This is a genomic window from Sinorhizobium sp. RAC02, assembly GCF_001713395.1.
GTDB lineage: Bacteria > Pseudomonadota > Alphaproteobacteria > Rhizobiales > Rhizobiaceae > Shinella.
In genome coordinates this window covers 1,085,132-1,103,218 of record NZ_CP016450.1, presented here as the reverse complement: position 1 = coordinate 1,103,218, position 18,087 = coordinate 1,085,132, and the positions used below count along the sequence as shown (strand labels likewise).

The window sequence follows — 18,087 nt, the reverse complement described above, 5'->3', positions numbered from 1 at the left end:
TCGCCGATGAACTTATTTTCGCCAAACCCCGATCCACCCGGATCGACGGGAGAACTGGCAAACGGAACAAACTCTGAACAGCCCATGCAAGACGACAACGATCTTTTCGCCAATATACCCTCCACGCCCGCCAAGCAGCCTGCCGCTCCGGCCGAAACGCCGACGGTGACCGCGCCTGCACGCGAGCCACGGCAGCCCATCAGCGAAGGCTCGGGCGGCTACGATGCCTCGGCGATCCGCGTGCTCGAAGGCCTCGAGCCCGTGCGCATGCGCCCCGGCATGTATATCGGCGGCACGGATGAGAAGGCGCTGCACCACCTGTTCGCCGAAGTCATCGACAACTCTATGGACGAAGCGGTTGCCGGCCATGCCAACTTCATCGACGTCAACCTCGACGCCGAAGGCTTTTTGACGGTCACCGACAACGGCCGCGGCATCCCGGTGGAGAACCACCCGCAGATGCCGGGCAAGTCGACGCTCGAAGTCATCCTCACCGTACTGCACGCCGGCGGCAAGTTCGACGGCAAGGCCTACGAGACCTCGGGCGGCCTGCACGGCGTCGGCGTCTCGGTGGTCAATGCGCTGTCCGACCATCTCGAGGTCGAGGTCGCCCGCAACAAGAAACTCTACCGCCAGCGTTTTTCGCGCGGCAAGCCGGTCGGCGGCCTGGAAGAGCTTGGCGACGTGCACAACCGTCGCGGCACGAAGGTGCGCTTCCATCCCGACCCGGAAATCTTCGGCGCGCATGCCCGTTTCGATCCCGGCCGCGTCTTCCGCATGGCCCGCTCGAAAGCCTATCTTTTCGGCGGTGTCGAAATCCGCTGGAGCTGCGATCCGTCACTGCTGCCGGAAGGCTCTGAAACACCGGAAAAGGCCGTCTTCCATTTCCCCGGCGGCCTGAAGGACTATCTCCAGGCAACGCTTGGCAAGGACTACACCGTCACCCGCGAGATTTTTGCCGGCAAGAGCGAAAAGTCGGGCGGCCACGGTTCGCTCGAATGGGCAGTCACCTGGTATGGTGGCGATTCGCTGATCCATTCCTATTGCAACACGATCCCGACGGCTGACGGCGGCACGCACGAGGCCGGTCTGCGCATTGCGCTCACCAAGGGCCTGAAGAACTACGCCGAACTGACACAGAACAAGCGGGCGGCGGGCATCACCACCGACGACGTGATGATCTCGGCCGTCGGCATGCTCTCCGTCTTCATCCGCGAGCCGGAATTCGTCGGCCAGACCAAGGACAAGCTTGCCTCCGTCGAAGCCCAGCGCATCGTCGAGAATGCGCTGCGCGACCCCTTCGACCACTACCTCGCCGACAATCCGGGTGAAGCGGCAAAGCTGCTCGAATGGGTGATTGAACGCGCGGAAGAGCGCCTGCGTCGCCGCAAGGAGAAGGAAGTCAGCCGCAAGACGGCGGTGCGCAAGCTCCGCCTGCCCGGCAAACTCGCCGACTGCTCGCAGAACTCCGCCGAAGGCGCCGAACTCTTCATCGTCGAGGGTGATTCGGCCGGTGGCTCGGCAAAACAGGCACGCAACCGTGCCAACCAGGCCATTCTCCCGCTGCGTGGCAAGATTCTCAACGTCGCCAGCGCCGGCCGCGAAAAGCTCAGCGCCAACCAGCAGATTTCCGATCTGATACAGGCGCTCGGCTGTGGTACCCGCTCGAAATACCGCGAAGAGGACCTGCGCTACGAGCGCGTCGTCGTCATGACCGATGCCGACGTCGACGGCGCGCACATCGCCTCGTTGCTCATCACCTTCTTCTACAAGGAAATGCCGGACCTCATCCGCGGCGGCCACCTCTTCCTCGCCGTGCCGCCGCTCTATCGCCTCAGCCAAGGCGGCAAGACGCTCTATGCACGTGACGACGGGCACCGCGAGGAGTTGATGCGCACCGAGTTCAACAGCCGTGGCAAGGTGGAGATCGGGCGTTTCAAAGGCCTTGGCGAAATGCTGCCGGCGCAGCTCAAGGAAACCACGATGGACCCGAAGAAGCGCACGCTGCTCAAGGTCGCCATCGACGACGTGGATTTCGAGGGCACGCGCACGGCCGTGGACGACCTGATGGGCACCAAACCGGAAGCCCGCTTCCGCTTCATCCAGGAGCGTGCGGTCTTCGCCGACAACCTTGATATCTGAGGCTTTGCCGCCTTATTTTCGCGGCAAAGCCGGCTTCTAACCGGCAGGAACGAAGGCGGAAAGGACGGCCATGAAAGCTGCGCTCATCGTCATGACGATCATGGGTTGCGACGACAGCGCGACCCAGTGCCATTACATCGACACGGTCGACCGCAGCTGGCAGACCGTGTCGCTCTGCGATGCGCAGGCCGAAACCTATATCAATCGCCACCAGAACAAGAACTATCCGGTGATCGTCGCCGTGTGCGAGAGTTCTGGTGATCGTATCACCGCCGATGTGGCAAAGCCCGCGCCCGATGCAACGCCGGCAGATACCCTTGCCGCCACAGAGGTTCCGGTACCGGCCGAAACTGCGGAAGCCAAAGAAGGCTTGGCGACCCGCACGCTGAACTTCGTGAAAAAGGCCATTCCTGACAAAGCGGCCCTGAAGGCCGCCGTGACCACGCCTGTGCGCTACGCCGAGGATGGTTACTCTTGGGTGGTAAAACGCTTCACCAAATGAGGTTCATGCCGCTTCGCGCGTGGCGATGACGGCGTAGCTGCGCGCCGTCTGGCGTTGCTCGGCAATCGCCAGTCGCTCGACCAGCTCCAGCATCGACTGGCAGGACGTGTTGCCTGCAGCGCGGGCGCTGGACAGCAGGCGCTCGGAGACCGAAAGCAGGCCGTCGCCGCCCTTGGCCTCACACCGCCACAGCATCGTCGCCTCGGAAAACAGTACGCTGATATCCCGGCCAAGGCCTGCGGCCTCGTACAGTGCGCGCACCGCAGCCTCGCGACCGTCGGAGAGAATGGAACGTACCCGCCGTTCCGCCTGCCCGGACAGATTGGTAATCGCGGCGGCAAAAAACTCCACCCGTCCCGTGCACAGCGCATGCATGAGAAAGACTGGCGTCAGGCGCGCGGTGAGGCGCAGATGCTCGATGAGGGCCGGCATTTCGGCCGACGTCACCTCCGCCACCATGCCGATCGTTGCGATGTCGCAGGCTTCGCGTGTAATACGCTCGACGCGGCTCGTTCCAACCGCCGCCTGGATAAGCCCGAAGCCGGCCAGGGCCGTGCCGACCTTCTCGACAAGCGCATGGCGCGCATCACTCGGCAGGTCTTCACGGTCAAGCAGCCGCGCACGGATGTCCGCATCGTGCCCGAGACGGTCGGCAATGCGCGCTAGGCTGCGGCGCGACAGCACTGCCCCCTCGTTCTCCAGCAATGCCAGCACGTCCGGTACTTCGCCGATTTCGGCAAGCGCGGCACATACCGGTCGGGAGACATAGACGCGGTTTGCCACCAGCATGCGCGTCACGTCACTCCCCCTGGCGGCGAGATCGACGAGATCGGTATCCGTAAGCAGAGACGAACAAAGAATGATGTGCGCGGCGATTTCCGGTTGATCTTCGGCAAGCGGCAGGATGACGGCGCGCGGGGCATCCCCGCACTCGGCGAGTGCTTCGGCAAGCGCCAGCCGCACTTTCGGCGCCGGATCGTCGAGCAGGAAGATCATCGCCATTTCAGCGGCGCGCCTGTCTTCGACAGCGATACGGGCGCGTGCGTAAGCCCTTGCCAACACACTGGCCGCCTTCGCCCTGTCGGCTGCCCGCGCGGTCTCGACCCATCGGAGAAAAGCATGAACGATCAATGGACGCCCCAAACGCCTGCACCAAATTCTAAGAAACCACGCTATCGACAAAGTGTTTAAGATTGGTTCACCATATCCGTTAACCGGACGGTCATCGCCATGAACGCGCGAAAAGGCATCGAGGCACGGCCCTACCCGACGCAGCAAAACAAAAAAGGCCGCCCGATGGGCGGCCTTTCCGTATTCGATGGGGTCGAACCGATTACTCGGCGTCGCCTTCAGCGGCCTTTTTCTTGGCCGGGGCCTTCTTCTTCGGAGCGGCGTCTTCGCCTTCCGCAGCGTCAGCCTTGGCAGCAGCCTTCTTCTTCGGCGCAGCCTTCTTGGTTTCCTTGTCGGAACCCTCTTCGTCTTCAGCCATCAGCTCGTCCTTGGAAACGGTCTTGTCCGTAACCTTGATTTCGCTGAGCAGGTGATCGACGACCTTCTCTTCGAAGAGCGGGGCGCGCAGCGATGCGGCGGCACCCGGGGTCTTCTGGAAGTATTCGAGGATCTGCTTTTCCTGACCCGGGAACTGGCGCAGCTGCTCATAGAGCGAGCGCTGCATTTCATCGTCGCTCACCTGGACGCCGGCCTTTTCGCCGATTTCCGAGAGAACGAGGCCGAGACGGACGCGGCGTTCAGCGAGCTTGCGATATTCTTCGCGGGCTGCCTCTTCCGTGGTGTCTTCGTCAGCAAAAGTCTTGCCGGACTGCTGGAGGTCCGTGTTGATCTGGCGCCAGATGTTTTCGAATTCGGCGTCGACCAGGCGCTCCGGCGTGTCGAACTTGTACATCTCGTCGAGCTGGTCGAGGATCTGACGCTTGACCTTCTGGCGGGTGACCGAGCCGTACTGGCTTTCGATCTGGCCGCGGACGATTTCGCGCAGCTTGTCAGCCGATTCGAGGCCGAGCTTCTTGGCCAGCTCGTCGTTGATCTCGACTTCAGCCGGAGCGGCGACGTCCTTGACGTTGATGTCGAAGGTGGCTTCCTTGCCGGCGAGGTTTGCGGCCGGGTATTCCGTCGGGAAGGTCACGGTGATGACCTTCTCGTCGCCAGCCTTCAGGCCGATGAGCTGCTCTTCGAAGCCCGGGATGAAGCGGTTGGAGCCGATGACGAGTTCTGCGTCTTCGTCCTTGCCGCCGTCGAAGGCTTCGCCGTCGACCTTGCCGAGGTAATCGATCGTGACGCGGTCGCCGTCAGCGGCCTTGCCCTTCTTGGTTTCGTAGGAACGCGCGCTTTCGGCGATCTTCAGGATCTGCTCGTCGACTTCCGAAGCATCGATTTCAACGACTTCGCGCGTGACGGCGATGCCGGAAGCGTCCTTCAGCTCGATTGCCGGGATGACTTCGTAGGAGAGCGTGAACTCGAAATCGGCTTCGGCGGCGAGGATCTTCTCGGCTTCGGCCTGGTCTTCGGTCATCGCGATTTCCGGCTGCGTAGCGGACTTTTCGCCGCGCTCGGAGAGAATCGTCGACGGACGGTCGCGGATGATCTCGTTGACGAGTTCAGCCATGATCGACTTGCCGTACATCTTCTTGAGATGCGCGAACGGCACCTTGCCCGGACGGAAGCCGTTGATGCGGACACGGCCCTTGGCGTCCTGAAGACGCTCATTCAGCTGAGTTTCCATGTCCTTGGCCGGGATGACGACCTTGATTTCGCGCTTCAGCCCTTCAGCGAGCGTTTCGATAACCTGCATGTTCAAACCTTTATTTCGAGTTGGCGGTGTTCAAACCGGCCTGCCGGTTATGGCGAACACCCCGCCGGTCCATGTGCCGGCAGTGGCTTTACTGAATTCGGTGGCCTTTTGGCAAGCAAAATGGCGCTCTCGACAGCGCCGCGCGCCAATCATGGCGTACAAAGAACGCTATCGTACTTTAGAATCTGCTGCATAATCCCTTAAATCGCCTTCGAATTAAGGGATTATGCAGCAGTGTCCACAAACCGCTGAAACCTGCTGTTTCCGCGTTTGGTGGCTCTGGTGCGGGTAGAGAGACTTGAACTCCCACGCCTTTCGGCACCAGAACCTAAATCTGGCGTGTCTACCAATTTCACCATACCCGCGTCTCAGAAACCTCGTTGCCACGGCGGCTTGCGGCCGCTCATCATGGCGCCTTCCGAGCGCGGCGTCTCTATATCACCCGTTTTCGGCGGATCAAAGGAAAAATACGTGGAAACGGGCGCTATCCCGCCCCTTCGCCGTCAATAGAGCGGTTCGTCATAAATCGGCTCGCCGCGCAGGATCAGCCGGGCGATCTGCGGCGTGCCGTCTTTCGAGACCCGCGCCTCCACTTCCAGCTCTTCCTGATTGCGCGCCTCCTCCAGCACCTTGCCCTCGCCTTCCGGCACATAATAGCGCTCGATACCGTAATTGACGAAGAGCGTTTCCGGCACTCCATCCACTCCGGCGTAATAATCAAACGGCAGCGTGCGCAGCACGACACTGCCCTCCACCGGCGCAAGATCACCGAAGCTTGCCTCGGTCGCCGTCCACAGGCCGTCGGTGCCGGGCTTCAGCCGCACGGACATGCGCACGAGCCCGCTGGTTTTGGGCGCTTCGCCTGTCACGATCGCTTTCGAGATCGTCGAAACCGGATAGGACAGGATGACATAGTCACCGCGCAACAGGTCGCGCGGATCGACGGGCAACGTCTTCAGCTTGATGTCCGCCCCGCTGCGCAGGATGGAGGCGCGGCTTTCGACCATGTAGCCCAGCACGGCCGTCTGGAGTGCGGCGGCGACGATGGCGGCGACCAGCGGGGGCACGCTGAAAAAACGGGATGTCGTCATGGTCAGGCCTCCGCCTTCGTTGCAGCCTGGGAGAACCGCCGCTCCAGCGCGATCACGCCCCAGGCGATCAGTGCCACCACCAGGCCGGAAACAAGGAAGAAGCCGGATGTACCGATGATCGAGCCGATCGTCTCCGATGCAAGGTAAAGGGTCTCGGCGGCGAAGGTAGCGTAACCGAGATAGCGCACCGCCCCGTTCTCCTTGCCGGACAGTGCTATGCCGGCGATGGCGGCAACGAGCGTGATGATGCCGAGGAACAGCCGATCTCCAATGTCATCGAATTCGGCGTGCAGCACGAAAAGGCCGACGATCAGCACAAGGTAGGAATAGAAGGCCGGAGAGGCGCCGGCACTGCGCGCAACCGCATGAAGCGGCGATTGCGGCACGGCGGCAAGCAGATAGGCAACAGCGCCGAACGCAGCGATCGCAATCGCAGTCGTCGGCGTCTCGTATTCGCTATAGATAAAGGCAAGCCAGGTCACGAGCAACAGATAGGCCAGGTGCCGTACCCTGTCGGCGCCCGTGTAGCGCACGAGCAGGATAATGATGACGGCCATGACCGGCATCAGCCAGAGCAGCACCATCTCGTGGGCATTGTAGGATCCGGTCCAGTCCGCACCGGCAACGACGAAGGCCAGAAAGCCTGCAATGGCCGTGACGGCGCCTGAACGGAAGAGCACGGCCGCCACGACCGCACCGGCAAACCAGACCAGCATCGCCTGGAACGTATCGCCGGAGAGATGGTACATCTGCCCGACAAGTGCGATCGCACCGCCGAAAGCGAGCGTGCCGAGCACGAGAAAGGCGGCGGCAAGCCGCTCTGCGCCACGCGTGATGAGCACGCCGCCCGCAAGATAGGCGCCCCAGATCACACACACGATGCCTACGAGCCGGACGAGACGCGGGATCACCTCCCAATTGGCGGCAACGAGCAGCAGGACGGCAGCAGAGACAAGAAGCGCTGCGATGATCATCAGCACCCGGCCCAGGCTGAACGAGCTAGGGCGGGAATCATATTCCTTCAGCAAGCGCCCGGCAGTCGGTGCATCGATCAGGCCTTGCTCCGTCCAGAGTTTGAGATCGCGTTCCAGCCTGCCCCTGTACATCCGTTCCCGCTCCGTTCGCAAAATGCGTCGTCATCGCGCCGATTCCGGCTCTGCCAACAGGGACGATATAGGTTACCCGGAAATTCGCAATCGGAGCAAAAAACCCATAAACGGGCAAATCTTCGCGCCATTCCGCCTTGAAATGGCAATCGCGACCACCAAGATTAACGAGAAATAAAGAAATCCATGGCATTTTTAGCGTGCAAAGGCCGATTGGCCTCCCGATTTGGAGCATGCATCCGGCGCATATCATCCATGCCGATATTGCACTGCACAAAATCAAAAAGGGGAGCTATAGTTTGGTCATCGGATCAGAAATGATCTGGCCCGGAAATCAAGGCGCCGCGTAGTGTGAGGCGACAGAGAAACGGGAGGGCGGACTGGTCGAACGCCCGGCATGATGCCGAAGACCCGACGCCCCGGAAACGGGGATCGACATGGAATTCGGAGCGACGCACTCCTCCTCCCAGCGTCCCTCCGATGCGATTGGCAACACTCCTCCTCCCAGTTGCCAATCATCTTTAGTGACGCCCGCTGGACCTCCTCCCCCGGCGGGCGTTATTATTTGCGCAAGGCGCATGGCTCGTCGCCCCAAATAACCGATTTTCTCCCCACGCCGCACCCGCCAGCTTAAAGCTTGCGCAACCGAGCTTCGTTGGTCTGCTGCATATGCGCAGAGTGCATGGGTGCCATTCTCATCCGGCGCTTCTGTCCAAAGGCCCGGCGGACTATATAAACGTCATCGGTCGGGTGACGATCTCCTCCTCCCAACGTCCCCGACAGGATTGGCAGCCCCTCCTCCTCCCAGGTTGCCAATCGACATCAGCAACGCCCGCCGGATCTCCTCCCCCGGCGGGCGTTGTTTTTTGCACTGCACCCACACAAGCACGCATGGCCGCATTTACCTTTGTGGCGAATCGCCCGGATTTTCGCCAGAATTTCGCCAAAATTTCCGCTTGACATGCGTAAAACGCATGGGTGCCGTGCCGTAACAGCGCTGTTCTTTTCGGCGATGCAGCGTATATTTCAATACATCAGATCAGGGCGGCGCCAAAGACGAGCGGCCGCCCAGTAGGAAGCCCATGAAAGGGGTAAAGACATGAACCTGGCACGCTCTTTTAACAACTGGCGCAAGTACCGTCAGACCGTCAACGAACTCGGCCGTATGTCGGACCGTGAACTCCGCGACCTCGGCATCGGCCGCAGCGATATCCCGTACATCGCTCGCAAGGCTTCGATCTAAGCCGAACGATCCTGAACGGATCCATTTCAAACGCCCTCCGGCTTCCCACCGGAGGGCGTTTTCGTTTGCCCGTTTTTGCGGCGCACAATGTCTCGTTTTTTCATCCGCAACATCGATGAATCCGGTGCTCATCGCCCTATCTGCCCGGAATATCGGCACTTTCTGCCTTTTGCCCTCAGTGGAACCAGATGCCCGCTCGTTAATCATCTTATTGCACAAATGCATAGCAGCTGCATTTTCTTTGCACTGCACATTAACAAAGAGCGGGCGTATATAGACCTCACAAACCGGCGAGCAGACCTCCCGGCCAACCGCTTCTGAGGAGCAAGACCATGAACCCGATCCGCATCGCAAAGAACTGGATTTCCTACCGCCGCACGATGAACGAACTTGGCAACCTGTCGAACCACACGCTGTCCGACATCGGCCTGACCCGTTACGACATCCGCGACATCGCTTCCCGTTCCTTCCGCTAAGACATCAGCCGGATTTCCGCCGCTGCGGCCGGAAACGGCGACGCGCGAGGAACGTTTCAAACGGCACCATCTGGTGCCGTTTTTGATTCCGGGGTGCGGCATGCGTGCCAGACGCTTTTCCTTGGAATTGCTCCGGCCCCCATGGTAACGAACCGCCATGACAAAAACCTCTTCCTTCGCCCCCATTCACGTCATCGGCGGTGGCCTTGCCGGCTCCGAAGCCGCCTGGCAGATCGCCGAAAGCGGCATCCCCGTCATCCTGCATGAAATGCGCGGCGTGCGCGGCACGGATGCCCACAAGACGGACGGCCTTGCCGAACTCGTCTGTTCCAACTCCTTTCGCTCCGATGATGCGACCAGCAATGCGGTCGGCGTGCTGCATGCCGAAATGCGGCTTGCCGGTTCGCTGATCATGCGTTCGGCCGATGCCAACCAGGTTCCGGCCGGCGGCGCGCTTGCTGTGGATCGCGACGGCTTTTCCATCGCCGTCACGGCCGCACTCGAAAGCCACCCGCTGATCTCCATCACCCGTGAAGAAGTGACTGGCTTGCCGCCGGAGGACTGGGACCAGGCGATCATCGCCACCGGCCCGCTGACCGCTCCGTCGCTTGCTGCCGCGATCCAGGAACGCACCGGCGCCGATTCGCTCGCCTTCTTCGACGCCATCGCGCCGATCGTGCACACGCCGAGCATCGACATGGATATCTGCTGGTTCCAGTCGCGCTACGACAAGGTCGGCCCTGGCGGCACGGGCAAGGACTATATCAACTGCCCGATGGACGAGGCGCAGTACAATACCTTCATCGACGCCCTGATTGCCGGCGACACGACGGGCTTCAAGGAGTGGGAAGGCACGCCCTATTTCGACGGCTGCCTGCCGATCGAAGTCATGGCCGAACGCGGCCGCGAGACGCTGCGCCACGGCCCGATGAAGCCGATGGGCCTGACCAACGCGCATAACCCGACCGTGAAAGCCTATGCCGTCGTGCAACTCCGGCAGGACAATGCGCTCGGCACGCTCTACAACATGGTTGGATTCCAGACGAAGCTGAAATACGGCGCGCAGGCGGAGATCTTCCGCCTTATCCCCGGCCTCGAAGGTGCGGAATTCGCCCGCCTCGGCGGCCTGCACCGCAACACCTACATCAACTCACCGACGCTGCTCGATCGTTCATTGACGCTGAAGGGCCGCCCCGGCCTGCGTTTCGCCGGTCAGATCACCGGCTGCGAAGGGTATGTGGAAAGCGCCAGCATCGGCCTGCTCGCCGGCCGTTTCGCCGCTGCCGAGCGCCGTGGCGAGACACCGTCGCTGCCGCCGGAAACGACGGCTTTTGGCTCCTTGCTCGGCCATATCACCGGCGGCCACATCGTCTCGGACGACGAGCCCGGCAAACGCTCGTTCCAGCCGATGAACGTCAATTTCGGCCTGTTCCCGCCGCTGGACCCGGGCGCGGTGACCAGACCGGAAGGCCTGAAGCGTTTCCGGGGCAAGGACAAGGCAATCGCCAAGAAACAGGCCACCGCCGCCCGGGCTCTCGACGATTGCGCGCGGTGGCTTGAAGGCTGAACTTCAGCTTGGCTGACCGACGATCTGCTGATCTGTGCCAGCCAGGCCGGGCATGAAGCTGCCGAGCAGCCACAGCGAGACTTCTGCCGTCTCCCGCTCGTCGCGGAATTCGAAGGTGCCGCCTTCGTAGGCGGCGTTGGCGAACTGTACGGTGAGGCGCTTGGGGCCGGCGCTGTTGACGCGCACCGTGCCGGGTTCGATCAGGTGGCAGGAATAGTGGTGGCCGTGGGCGTTCATGCAGCCGGCCTTGCCGTCATGCAGCCGAAGGAACACGGTGCGGCCATTCGTGGTCGTGATCACCTCGCGGATCGCCTCACCCGGAAAGGCCCGGCCGAATTCCAGGATCGCAAGACCTGCATCCTCCCCCGCCATCTCCTGCCCCTCATCCCGGCGAAAAGTCTGCCGGAAGATAAGCCCTGCCAACAGCAGGCATCCAACGGTGATGGTCCAGAGCATTGGCGCGACTCCTCCACGAAAAACGTTCTGCCGCTGTAGCGGACAAGGCTTGCGCCAATTTTGCGTCTTGTCAGGTTTTCAGAACGGACCGCGACGCATTGCCCACCACATCCACCATTGCCGCCGCCATTGCGGAGGCTGGGGGGAGCGTTCGAGCGCTTCGGCGCCGGCCTTCTCCACGGCATCCAGTATATGCCGAACCAGGGAAACTGGCAAAAAGGCCGGGCGATTGGCCGCCGATATGCCGTTCGCTGCGCGCGCCTTGGCGAGATGTTCTCGCCCGAGGCCGACAAAGGCTTCCACCGCCCGCGTTGCGGCAGGTCTGTCGCTGCCGTCGAGCAGAGCTTCCGGCGTCAGCCCCGTTGCGGCCAGAAGTTCGGCCGGCAGGTAGACTTGTCCGCGCCGGCGATGGATCGGCAGCATCAATAGTGCGCCCGCAACCGCCTGCGCCACACCGGCGTGGCCGGCTGCATTGGCGGATTTCGGCGCATTGGCGGGATCGAGAATGAGGCTCGCGAGCTGGATCAGCGCAGACGCGGTCTCGCCGGCATAGCCTTCAAAGGACGCACGGCTTTCCATCGGGTCGTTGTAGACATCGAAGATGCGGGCCTCGATCATGTCCGTCAGCACGGCGATGGGCAGCCCGTACTCCTTGACCGTGGCCAGCAGGGCGGCAGCGAGCGGATTGGCGGAAGCGTCTCCATCCGCCTCACCTTCCAGCAAATCACGCCACCATTGCAGGCGGATTTCGCCGGGAAGCGCGTCACGCACCATGTCGCGCACGCGGGCGATCTCTGCGTGGAAGGCATAAAGTGCGGCGAGAGCACCCCGCTTTTCCGCCGGCGCCAGCAGGCAGGCGAGATAACGGTCACGATCGGTCTCGCGGAGCACCGTCAGACAGTGCGCGTAATTGGCTTGCATATCGGTCACGTCGAGAAAACCGCCTTCCGCGTCACACGGCAATGAGTGCGGCGGCGACCGCCCGGCTTTCGGCCAGCATGACATTGAACGTGCGCACGGCCGCTCCCGTGCCCATCGGATCCGAACTGATCTTGCGCTCGCGCAAGGCCGCCTTGATGTCTGCCGGAAGCGGGCGGATATCCTTGCCCGTGCCCACGAGCAGAACCTCGATATCGCCCGCCTCGTCCAGCACGCGCTGGAGGTCGGCAAGCGTCAGCGGCGCGCTCTCGTCCTTGTCCCAGCCGTGAATGCCGGACGGCAGGCAGAGGATGGAGCCGCGATGCGACATGTCGGCGAAGCGGAAGCCGCCATTGCCATATGCGTCGATCGGCGCACGCCCTGGGAAATGCGCCTCCCGGATTTCGATGCCTTTAGCCATTGGCTCCCGTCGCCTCCGTGACCGGTCCCTTGCCGCCCTTGCCCGGGCGGTAACGTTCCGGCTGCAGGCGGAACAGGATGAGGATCGGTCCGGCAATGTAGATAGAGGATATGGTGCCGATCGCCACCCCGAAGAGCAGCGTCAGCGCGAAGGTGCGGATCGCCTCGCCGCCGAAGAGCGCAAGTGCTGCCAGCGCGATCAGCGTCGTCGCCGAGGTCAGCACGGTGCGCGACAGCGTGCGGTTGATCGCATCGTCGATCAGGATCGGCAGCGGCATCTGCTTGAAATGGCGCAGGTTCTCGCGAATGCGGTCATAAACGACCATCGTGTCGTTCAGCGAGTAGCCGGCGACGGTCAGGAGGGCGGCGACGGCGGTGATGTTGAACTCGATCTTGGCGAGCGCCAGGAAGCCGAGTGTGAAGAACACGTCATGCGCCAGCGCGATGATCGCACCGATGGCGAAATGCCACTCGAAGCGGATCCAGATATAGGCGACGAGCGCCAGAAGGCCGACGACGAAGCCGAGTGTCGCCGTGTCGATCAGTTCCCCGGAAATCGACGGGCCGACCGCCTCGACGCGACGGAAATCGTAGTCGTCTTCCAGTTCGCCGCGGGCGACGAGCACCGATGTCTGCTCGGCGTTCTCGCCCTCGCCCGCCGAGGTCAGTCGAATGAGCGCATGCCGCGCATCACCGTGCCTGGTGACGCTCTGAACATCGACACCGGTATCGCTGAGGCGTGCGAAAATATCGGTTGGATCGGCGTTGCCCGATTTCGCCCGCACTTCCAGTGCAGCACCGCCGGTGAAATCGATCCCGAGCTGGAGCTTTCCAGCGACGAGCAGGCCGGCGATCGCAAGCGACAGCACAGCCGTAAGCAGGAACACGCCGTTGCGCACCGCCATGAAGCGCAGGTTCAGCCGGTCGAAGAACCCGGAGCGCACGCCCTTCGGCAGGTGTGTCGCGTGGCTGCGGCCGAGCCAGGCGCGCACGAGGCGCTGCGTCAGCGTGAAGGTGGTGAAGAGCGTCGCCAGCAGGCCGATGCCGACGGCGAGCGCAAAGGCGCGCACGGGGGCGGCGGACAGCAGGAAGAGCACGGCAATGGCGATCAGCATCGTCGCGGACGCATCGAGCACCGTTGCGCGGGCACGGGCGAAGCCGGTATCGACCGCATCCGAAAGCGCCTGGCCTGCCTTCACCTCCTCGCGGATACGCTCGAAGATCAGCACGCTCGCATCGACCGCGATGCCGACGGTCAGCACGATACCGGCGATCATGGAAAGCGAGAGCGGCGCGCCGATGAGGGCAAGCACGGCAAAGGTCAGCAACACATTGAAGAACAGCGCCACCGAAGCGACGACGCCGAGCACACCGTAGAAGAAGGTCATGAAGGCGACGACCGCGGCGACGGCGATAGCGAGCGCGATCACCACCGTTCTGCTGGATGTCGCGCCGAGTGCCGGCTCGATCGAGCGCTCCTCGATGATGGTGAGCGGTGCCGGAAGCGGCCCACTGGCGATGATGCGGGCGAGGTTTGCAGCGCCCTCGGCATCGAAATCGCCGGAGAGCCGGCCGACGCCGTCGGTGATGGCGCCCTGGATCTGCGACGTGGAGATGATCTGTCCGTCAAGCAAGATGGCGATGGTGCGGCCGCTATTGTCGCGCGTGAAAGCGGCGAGCCGGTCTGCGGCCTCGCCCTTCAGCACGAATTCGATGAAGGGTTCTTCGTTGGCCGCCGGCTGCGCGGATGCCACATCCGTGGTGGTGAAGAGATCGTCCTGCCGGACCAGGTAGCCGACCGGTGGCTCGCCGATGGAGTAGAGCACTTCGGAGCCAGCCGGTGCACCATCCTCCATGGCCGTATTGACCGGCATGCTGTTGTCGACGAGGCGGGCGGAAAGCCGGCCGACCTGCGCGAGCATATCCTTGACGCGCTGCGGATCGGTCAGGCCCGGCATCGATACGACGATGCGGTCGCGCTCGCCGCGCCCGACGACAAGGGAGGGAATGTCGAGGCTCTCGACACGGCGGCGTACCGCATCGACAGCGCCAAGCGAGGCGGCGCTCACGGCATCGTTTATGGCGGCAGGCGACAGAACGAGGCGGAGTTGGCCGCTTTCCGGCTCGCTGATTGTGCCGAGATCAAGGCCGGCGAGCGCTTCGCGCGCAGCCTCAAGCCGATCGGCCGCCGTGACGGTGATGTCGATCGTCTCTTCCGCGCCATTGAGATCGCTATAGGGAATGCGTGCAGCGCGCAGCGTGTTGCCAATCGTTTCCACGGCAGCACGCAACCGGTCGGCCGCGATGTCGCTGCGCGACACCTCCAGCACCAGGCGGGAGCCTCCGGTGAGGTCGAGACCGGGCACAAGGCGGTGCGTCGCCAGCCAGCCGGGAAGGCTAGCGCTCATCCGGGCCGGGAGAAGGCTCGGCAGAATGACAAGAAGGCTCGCCACAAGGACGAGCCAGAGAGAGAGGGTCTTCAAGCGGGCGGATTGTTGCATCGCGGTCTCGCCTACGGCCATTCAAGCAAAAGTGCGCGATGCGATTTTGCAGGAATTGCGTAAAAACAAAAACAACCCGGCGCCGACGCCGGCCGAAAACCAGTCTGGCCGTCCGGCCGGATTTTCATCCGGCCAAGCGGCAGGCCATGTTATTCCTTGACCGGTTCGCCCTTGACGCGGACTTCGCTGATGCCGCTGCGTACGACGCGCACCTTGATGCCTTCGGCGACTTCGACTTCAAGTTCATTGCCGTCGAGGACCTTGGAGACCTTGCCGACGATGCCACCACCGGTGACGACCTGGTCGCCGCGGCGGATGTTCTTCAGAAGCTCTTCGCGACGCTTCATGTTGGCGCGCTGCGGACGGATGATGAGGAAATACATCACCACGAAGATCAGCAGAAACGGCAGGACCGACATGAGAATGTCTGCACCGCCAGCTGCCCCGCCGGGTGCCGCCGTCTGGGCGAAGGCCTCGGTAATGAACATCAGCTACTCCTTGAAATCTTGAATTTATGGAGCCTGACGGCCCATTTCGGTTGCCGGAATATAGGCAAAGAGGTCTCGAATGCAACACACGACCTTGAGAAGCCGCCTGTTTTCAAGCGCTTTCCCTCTTTTCGCGATGTGGCGCCGTATGCTACCCGGCAAGAACGCATGAGGAGAGAGAAATTGCAGGAAGATACCATCAAGCTTTTGCTCGCCGAAATCGGCCGTATCAATGCCACGCTGGAACGCCTCGCCGGCCCGGCGCCTGCCGTCAACGACTGGGCAGCGGCCGACGTTTTCGTCTGGTCGCCGACACGCCAGCACCTCCAGCCGGTGAAGCGCCCGAACCGCATCGACATCGATCTCATCCGCGGTGTGGACCATGTACGTGACATCCTGGTCGACAACACCCTGCGCTTCGCCCGCGGACTGCCGGCCAACAACGTGCTGCTCTGGGGCGCACGCGGCATGGGCAAGTCGTCGCTGGTGAAATCGGTGCATGCGCTCGCGGCCAAGGATGCGGAAAGCGGCCTGAAGCTTGTCGAGGTGCACCGTGAAGACATTGCCACGCTGCCGGCGCTGATGGAGATCCTGAAGGACGCACCCTGCCCGGTCATCATCTTCTGCGACGACCTCTCCTTCGACCATGACGACACGTCCTACAAGTCGCTGAAAGCCGCACTCGATGGCGGCGTGGAGGGCCGGCCGGACAATGTGCTGCTCTATGCCACCTCCAACCGCCGGCACCTCCTGCCGCGCGACATGATGGAGAACGAGCAATCGACGGCGATCAACCCGTCCGAAGCCGTGGAAGAGAAGGTGTCGCTGTCCGACCGTTTCGGCCTGTGGCTCGGCTTCTACAAGTGCAGCCAGGTCGAATATCTCGAAATGATCGACGGCTATGCCAGCCATTTCGATCTCGGTATTCCGACGGAACAACTCCACGCCGAAGCGCTCGAATGGGCCACCACCCGCGGCTCCCGTTCCGGCCGCGTCGCCTGGCAATATGTGCAGGATCTCGCCGGCCGGTTGGGCAAGCCGCTCAACAAGTGACCCCGATAAGCCGGCTCCAAACGAGCCGGCTTTCCTCTTCCTACGATAAGACCGGGCGCATGAAGCTGCGCTCATAGCTGATGATGCTGCGGTTCTGCTTGTCCATCTCGTAGGCCGCTATGCATTCCGGATCGCTCAGCATGCGTGTGCGATAGTCTTCATAGGTGGCAAGGCTCGGAAAGCTGAAGAGTGCGAGCGCAATATTGTTCGCTCCTTCGCTCGGCAGAAAATAGCCGTGATGCGTGCCGCCCATGCGGTTGACGATGGGGATCCAGGCACGGGCGTAGGCTTCGAACGCCTCCAGCTTGTGTGGATCGATGACGTATCTGAGATAGCAGGTGATCAAGGGTCTCTCCTGTGATTCGTGACCGCGCCGACCGTTTCAGATTCGGCGCGCGATAGGCAGGGTCCAATGTTCCCAGGCAGCATCCGGCGCAGCACCCTGCCCCGCATAGAACCGCTTGGCTGCCTCATTGTCCGGAAGCACCGTCCATCGCAGCGCCGACGCGCCGATCTCGACTGCATAGGCCTGCAGACGCGCAAAAAGCATGTTGCCCACGCACTGCCCGCGAAACGCCTCCGCCACGAACAATTCTTTCAGCACCACGACAGGCCGCAGATCGAACGTCCACGGAATGCGGTAATGCACAGCTATGCCGGCGATCGTATCCCCTTTCACGGCAACGAATACGCCGAAGGCGGGTGCCGGACCAAAACCATGGGCCAGGAGGTCGGCCGGTGTGACCGCGAAGGCGTCCACATATCCCTCGAAAACCGCCAAATCCCGCATCAGCTGCCAGACCGCACCGATATCCCGCTGTTCGAAGGGACGGACGACGATTGTGTCAGCGCTCATTCGGCGGCGACCGCCAGCAGGTTGCCTGGCTCAGCCCCCGTGGCGAAGGGAAGCCCTTCATCCGCCCAGCCGGTAATGCCGCCGATCATGATTTTCACCGGCCGGCCGAGACGCGCCAGCTTCAGCGCCGCCTGGTCGGCCCCGTTGCAATGCGGCCCCGCACAGTAGGCCACGAAGAGCGTGTCCTCAGGCCACTCCGCCATGCGCGCGGCCGAAATCTCGCGGTGCGGCAGGTGCAGCGCGCCCGGCACATGCCGCCGCGCATAGGCCTCCGGAGAGCCGACGACGTGCAGCAGAACGAAATCCTGATCACCGGCCTTGAGGGCTGCGGAGACATCGGCGCAATCGGTCTCGACGGAAAGACGCTTCAGGAAATGTTCGATCGCGATGGCGGAGGATGCCGGTGCGTAGTCGGTGACGTAGCTCATGGTCTCTGCTCCTTGTTGGATGACAGAAAGG

General features: G+C 62.4%; 18 protein-coding genes and 1 tRNA gene. 6 read left to right on the top strand and 13 right to left on the bottom strand.

Translation table 11 applies throughout. The features are described from left to right. Positions 1-84: 84 nt before the first annotated feature. The gene (gene parE, locus BSY16_RS05225) at positions 85-2,142 is read left to right on the top strand and encodes a DNA topoisomerase IV subunit B (protein WP_069058679.1); all 2,058 of its coding nucleotides are present in this window, start codon (positions 85-87) and stop codon (positions 2,140-2,142) included. 70 nt (positions 2,143-2,212) lie between these two features. Then, positions 2,213-2,644 carry a hypothetical protein gene (locus tag BSY16_RS05220; protein WP_069058678.1) on the top strand — a complete coding sequence of 144 codons (432 nt, stop codon included), beginning with the start codon at positions 2,213-2,215 and terminating at the stop codon, positions 2,642-2,644. A gap of 3 nt (positions 2,645-2,647) precedes the next feature. Here BSY16_RS05220 and BSY16_RS05215 read toward each other — a convergent pair whose 3' ends face one another. The 5 genes from BSY16_RS05215 to BSY16_RS05195 all read right to left on the bottom strand — a co-directional run bounded on the left by BSY16_RS05215 (position 2,648) and on the right by BSY16_RS05195 (position 7,650). After that, entirely contained in the window at positions 2,648-3,775 is a 1,128-nt protein-coding gene (locus BSY16_RS05215) for a DUF2336 domain-containing protein (protein ID WP_069058677.1), read from the bottom strand. A 202-nt stretch (positions 3,776-3,977) separates the two neighbouring features. After that, the gene (tig, locus tag BSY16_RS05210) at positions 3,978-5,453 is read right to left on the bottom strand and encodes a trigger factor (RefSeq protein WP_069058676.1); all 1,476 of its coding nucleotides are present in this window, start codon (positions 5,451-5,453) and stop codon (positions 3,978-3,980) included. A gap of 280 nt (positions 5,454-5,733) precedes the next feature. Then, positions 5,734-5,818 (bottom strand) — tRNA-Leu (locus BSY16_RS05205). A 138-nt stretch (positions 5,819-5,956) separates the two neighbouring features. After that, positions 5,957-6,544 (bottom strand): GDYXXLXY domain-containing protein, encoded by a 588-nt coding sequence (locus tag BSY16_RS05200; protein WP_069058675.1) that lies wholly within the window; start codon positions 6,542-6,544, stop codon positions 5,957-5,959. Positions 6,545-6,546: 2 nt separating this feature from the next. Further along, positions 6,547-7,650, bottom strand: coding sequence for a DUF2157 domain-containing protein (locus BSY16_RS05195; RefSeq protein WP_069058674.1), 1,104 nt, complete (start codon positions 7,648-7,650; stop codon positions 6,547-6,549). 1,099 nt (positions 7,651-8,749) lie between these two features. Here BSY16_RS05195 and BSY16_RS05185 point away from each other — a divergent pair. The 3 genes from BSY16_RS05185 (at position 8,750) to trmFO (ending at position 10,936) form a co-directional block, all read left to right on the top strand. Further along, complete coding sequence (locus BSY16_RS05185) at positions 8,750-8,893, top strand: DUF1127 domain-containing protein (protein WP_069058672.1); 144 nt, start codon at positions 8,750-8,752, stop codon at positions 8,891-8,893. 332 nt (positions 8,894-9,225) lie between these two features. Further along, entirely contained in the window at positions 9,226-9,369 is a 144-nt protein-coding gene (locus BSY16_RS33055) for a DUF1127 domain-containing protein (protein ID WP_069058671.1), read from the top strand. A gap of 157 nt (positions 9,370-9,526) precedes the next feature. Further along, positions 9,527-10,936 carry a methylenetetrahydrofolate--tRNA-(uracil(54)-C(5))-methyltransferase (FADH(2)-oxidizing) TrmFO gene (gene trmFO, locus BSY16_RS05175; RefSeq protein ID WP_069058670.1) on the top strand — a complete coding sequence of 470 codons (1,410 nt, stop codon included), beginning with the start codon at positions 9,527-9,529 and terminating at the stop codon, positions 10,934-10,936. A gap of 3 nt (positions 10,937-10,939) precedes the next feature. On the opposite strand, the gene BSY16_RS05170 is transcribed toward trmFO, so the two are convergent. From BSY16_RS05170 to yajC, 5 genes are all read right to left on the bottom strand, one after another. Then, on the bottom strand, positions 10,940-11,392 hold the full coding sequence (locus BSY16_RS05170) for a hypothetical protein (protein ID WP_069058669.1): 453 nt from the start codon (positions 11,390-11,392) through the stop codon (positions 10,940-10,942). A 78-nt stretch (positions 11,393-11,470) separates the two neighbouring features. Further along, entirely contained in the window at positions 11,471-12,313 is an 843-nt protein-coding gene (locus tag BSY16_RS05165; RefSeq protein WP_069061387.1) for a phytoene/squalene synthase family protein, read from the bottom strand. A 31-nt stretch (positions 12,314-12,344) separates the two neighbouring features. After that, on the bottom strand, positions 12,345-12,731 hold the full coding sequence (locus BSY16_RS05160) for an Mth938-like domain-containing protein (protein ID WP_069058668.1): 387 nt from the start codon (positions 12,729-12,731) through the stop codon (positions 12,345-12,347). Beyond that, on the bottom strand, positions 12,724-15,231 hold the full coding sequence (locus tag BSY16_RS05155) for a protein translocase subunit SecDF (RefSeq protein WP_069061386.1): 2,508 nt from the start codon (positions 15,229-15,231) through the stop codon (positions 12,724-12,726). The genes BSY16_RS05160 and BSY16_RS05155 overlap by 8 nt, the downstream gene beginning before the upstream one ends. A 149-nt stretch (positions 15,232-15,380) precedes the next feature. Beyond that, positions 15,381-15,719, bottom strand: a complete 339-nt coding sequence (gene yajC / locus BSY16_RS05150) for a preprotein translocase subunit YajC (protein ID WP_069058667.1) — start codon at positions 15,717-15,719, stop codon at positions 15,381-15,383. 183 nt (positions 15,720-15,902) lie between these two features. Between yajC and BSY16_RS05145 the strand changes: the two genes are divergently transcribed. Beyond that, a complete protein-coding gene (locus BSY16_RS05145) occupies positions 15,903-16,772 on the top strand; it encodes an ATP-binding protein (protein WP_069058666.1) in 870 nt (289 codons plus the stop codon). Positions 16,773-16,812: 40 nt separating this feature from the next. Here BSY16_RS05145 and BSY16_RS05140 read toward each other — a convergent pair whose 3' ends face one another. The 3 genes from BSY16_RS05140 to BSY16_RS05130 are packed head-to-tail and all read right to left on the bottom strand — an operon-like array spanning position 16,813 to position 18,056. After that, positions 16,813-17,118 carry an NIPSNAP family protein gene (locus BSY16_RS05140; protein WP_069058665.1) on the bottom strand — a complete coding sequence of 102 codons (306 nt, stop codon included), beginning with the start codon at positions 17,116-17,118 and terminating at the stop codon, positions 16,813-16,815. A gap of 36 nt (positions 17,119-17,154) precedes the next feature. After that, a complete protein-coding gene (locus BSY16_RS05135) occupies positions 17,155-17,628 on the bottom strand; it encodes a GNAT family N-acetyltransferase (protein WP_069058664.1) in 474 nt (157 codons plus the stop codon). Then, positions 17,625-18,056, bottom strand: a complete 432-nt coding sequence (locus BSY16_RS05130) for a rhodanese-like domain-containing protein (RefSeq protein WP_069058663.1) — start codon at positions 18,054-18,056, stop codon at positions 17,625-17,627. Before BSY16_RS05130 ends, BSY16_RS05135 begins: the two co-directional genes overlap by 4 nt. Between the last annotated feature and the right edge of the window lie 31 nt (positions 18,057-18,087).

Coding starts and splice junctions, on each gene's coding strand:
- BSY16_RS05165 (WP_069061387.1), bottom strand. CDS start 12,313: ATGCAAGCCAATTACGCGCACTGTCTGACGGTGCTCCGCGAGACCGAT.
- yajC (WP_069058667.1), bottom strand. CDS start 15,719: ATGTTCATTACCGAGGCCTTCGCCCAGACGGCGGCACCCGGCGGGGCA.
- trmFO (WP_069058670.1), top strand. CDS start 9,527: ATGACAAAAACCTCTTCCTTCGCCCCCATTCACGTCATCGGCGGTGGC.
- BSY16_RS33055 (WP_069058671.1), top strand. CDS start 9,226: ATGAACCCGATCCGCATCGCAAAGAACTGGATTTCCTACCGCCGCACG.
- BSY16_RS05130 (WP_069058663.1), bottom strand. CDS start 18,056: ATGAGCTACGTCACCGACTACGCACCGGCATCCTCCGCCATCGCGATC.
- BSY16_RS05155 (WP_069061386.1), bottom strand. CDS start 15,231: ATGCAACAATCCGCCCGCTTGAAGACCCTCTCTCTCTGGCTCGTCCTT.
- BSY16_RS05135 (WP_069058664.1), bottom strand. CDS start 17,628: ATGAGCGCTGACACAATCGTCGTCCGTCCCTTCGAACAGCGGGATATC.
- BSY16_RS05220 (WP_069058678.1), top strand. CDS start 2,213: ATGAAAGCTGCGCTCATCGTCATGACGATCATGGGTTGCGACGACAGC.
- BSY16_RS05195 (WP_069058674.1), bottom strand. CDS start 7,650: ATGTACAGGGGCAGGCTGGAACGCGATCTCAAACTCTGGACGGAGCAA.
- BSY16_RS05160 (WP_069058668.1), bottom strand. CDS start 12,731: ATGGCTAAAGGCATCGAAATCCGGGAGGCGCATTTCCCAGGGCGTGCG.
- parE (WP_069058679.1), top strand. CDS start 85: ATGCAAGACGACAACGATCTTTTCGCCAATATACCCTCCACGCCCGCC.
- BSY16_RS05200 (WP_069058675.1), bottom strand. CDS start 6,544: ATGACGACATCCCGTTTTTTCAGCGTGCCCCCGCTGGTCGCCGCCATC.
- BSY16_RS05170 (WP_069058669.1), bottom strand. CDS start 11,392: ATGCTCTGGACCATCACCGTTGGATGCCTGCTGTTGGCAGGGCTTATC.
- BSY16_RS05185 (WP_069058672.1), top strand. CDS start 8,750: ATGAACCTGGCACGCTCTTTTAACAACTGGCGCAAGTACCGTCAGACC.
- tig (WP_069058676.1), bottom strand. CDS start 5,453: ATGCAGGTTATCGAAACGCTCGCTGAAGGGCTGAAGCGCGAAATCAAG.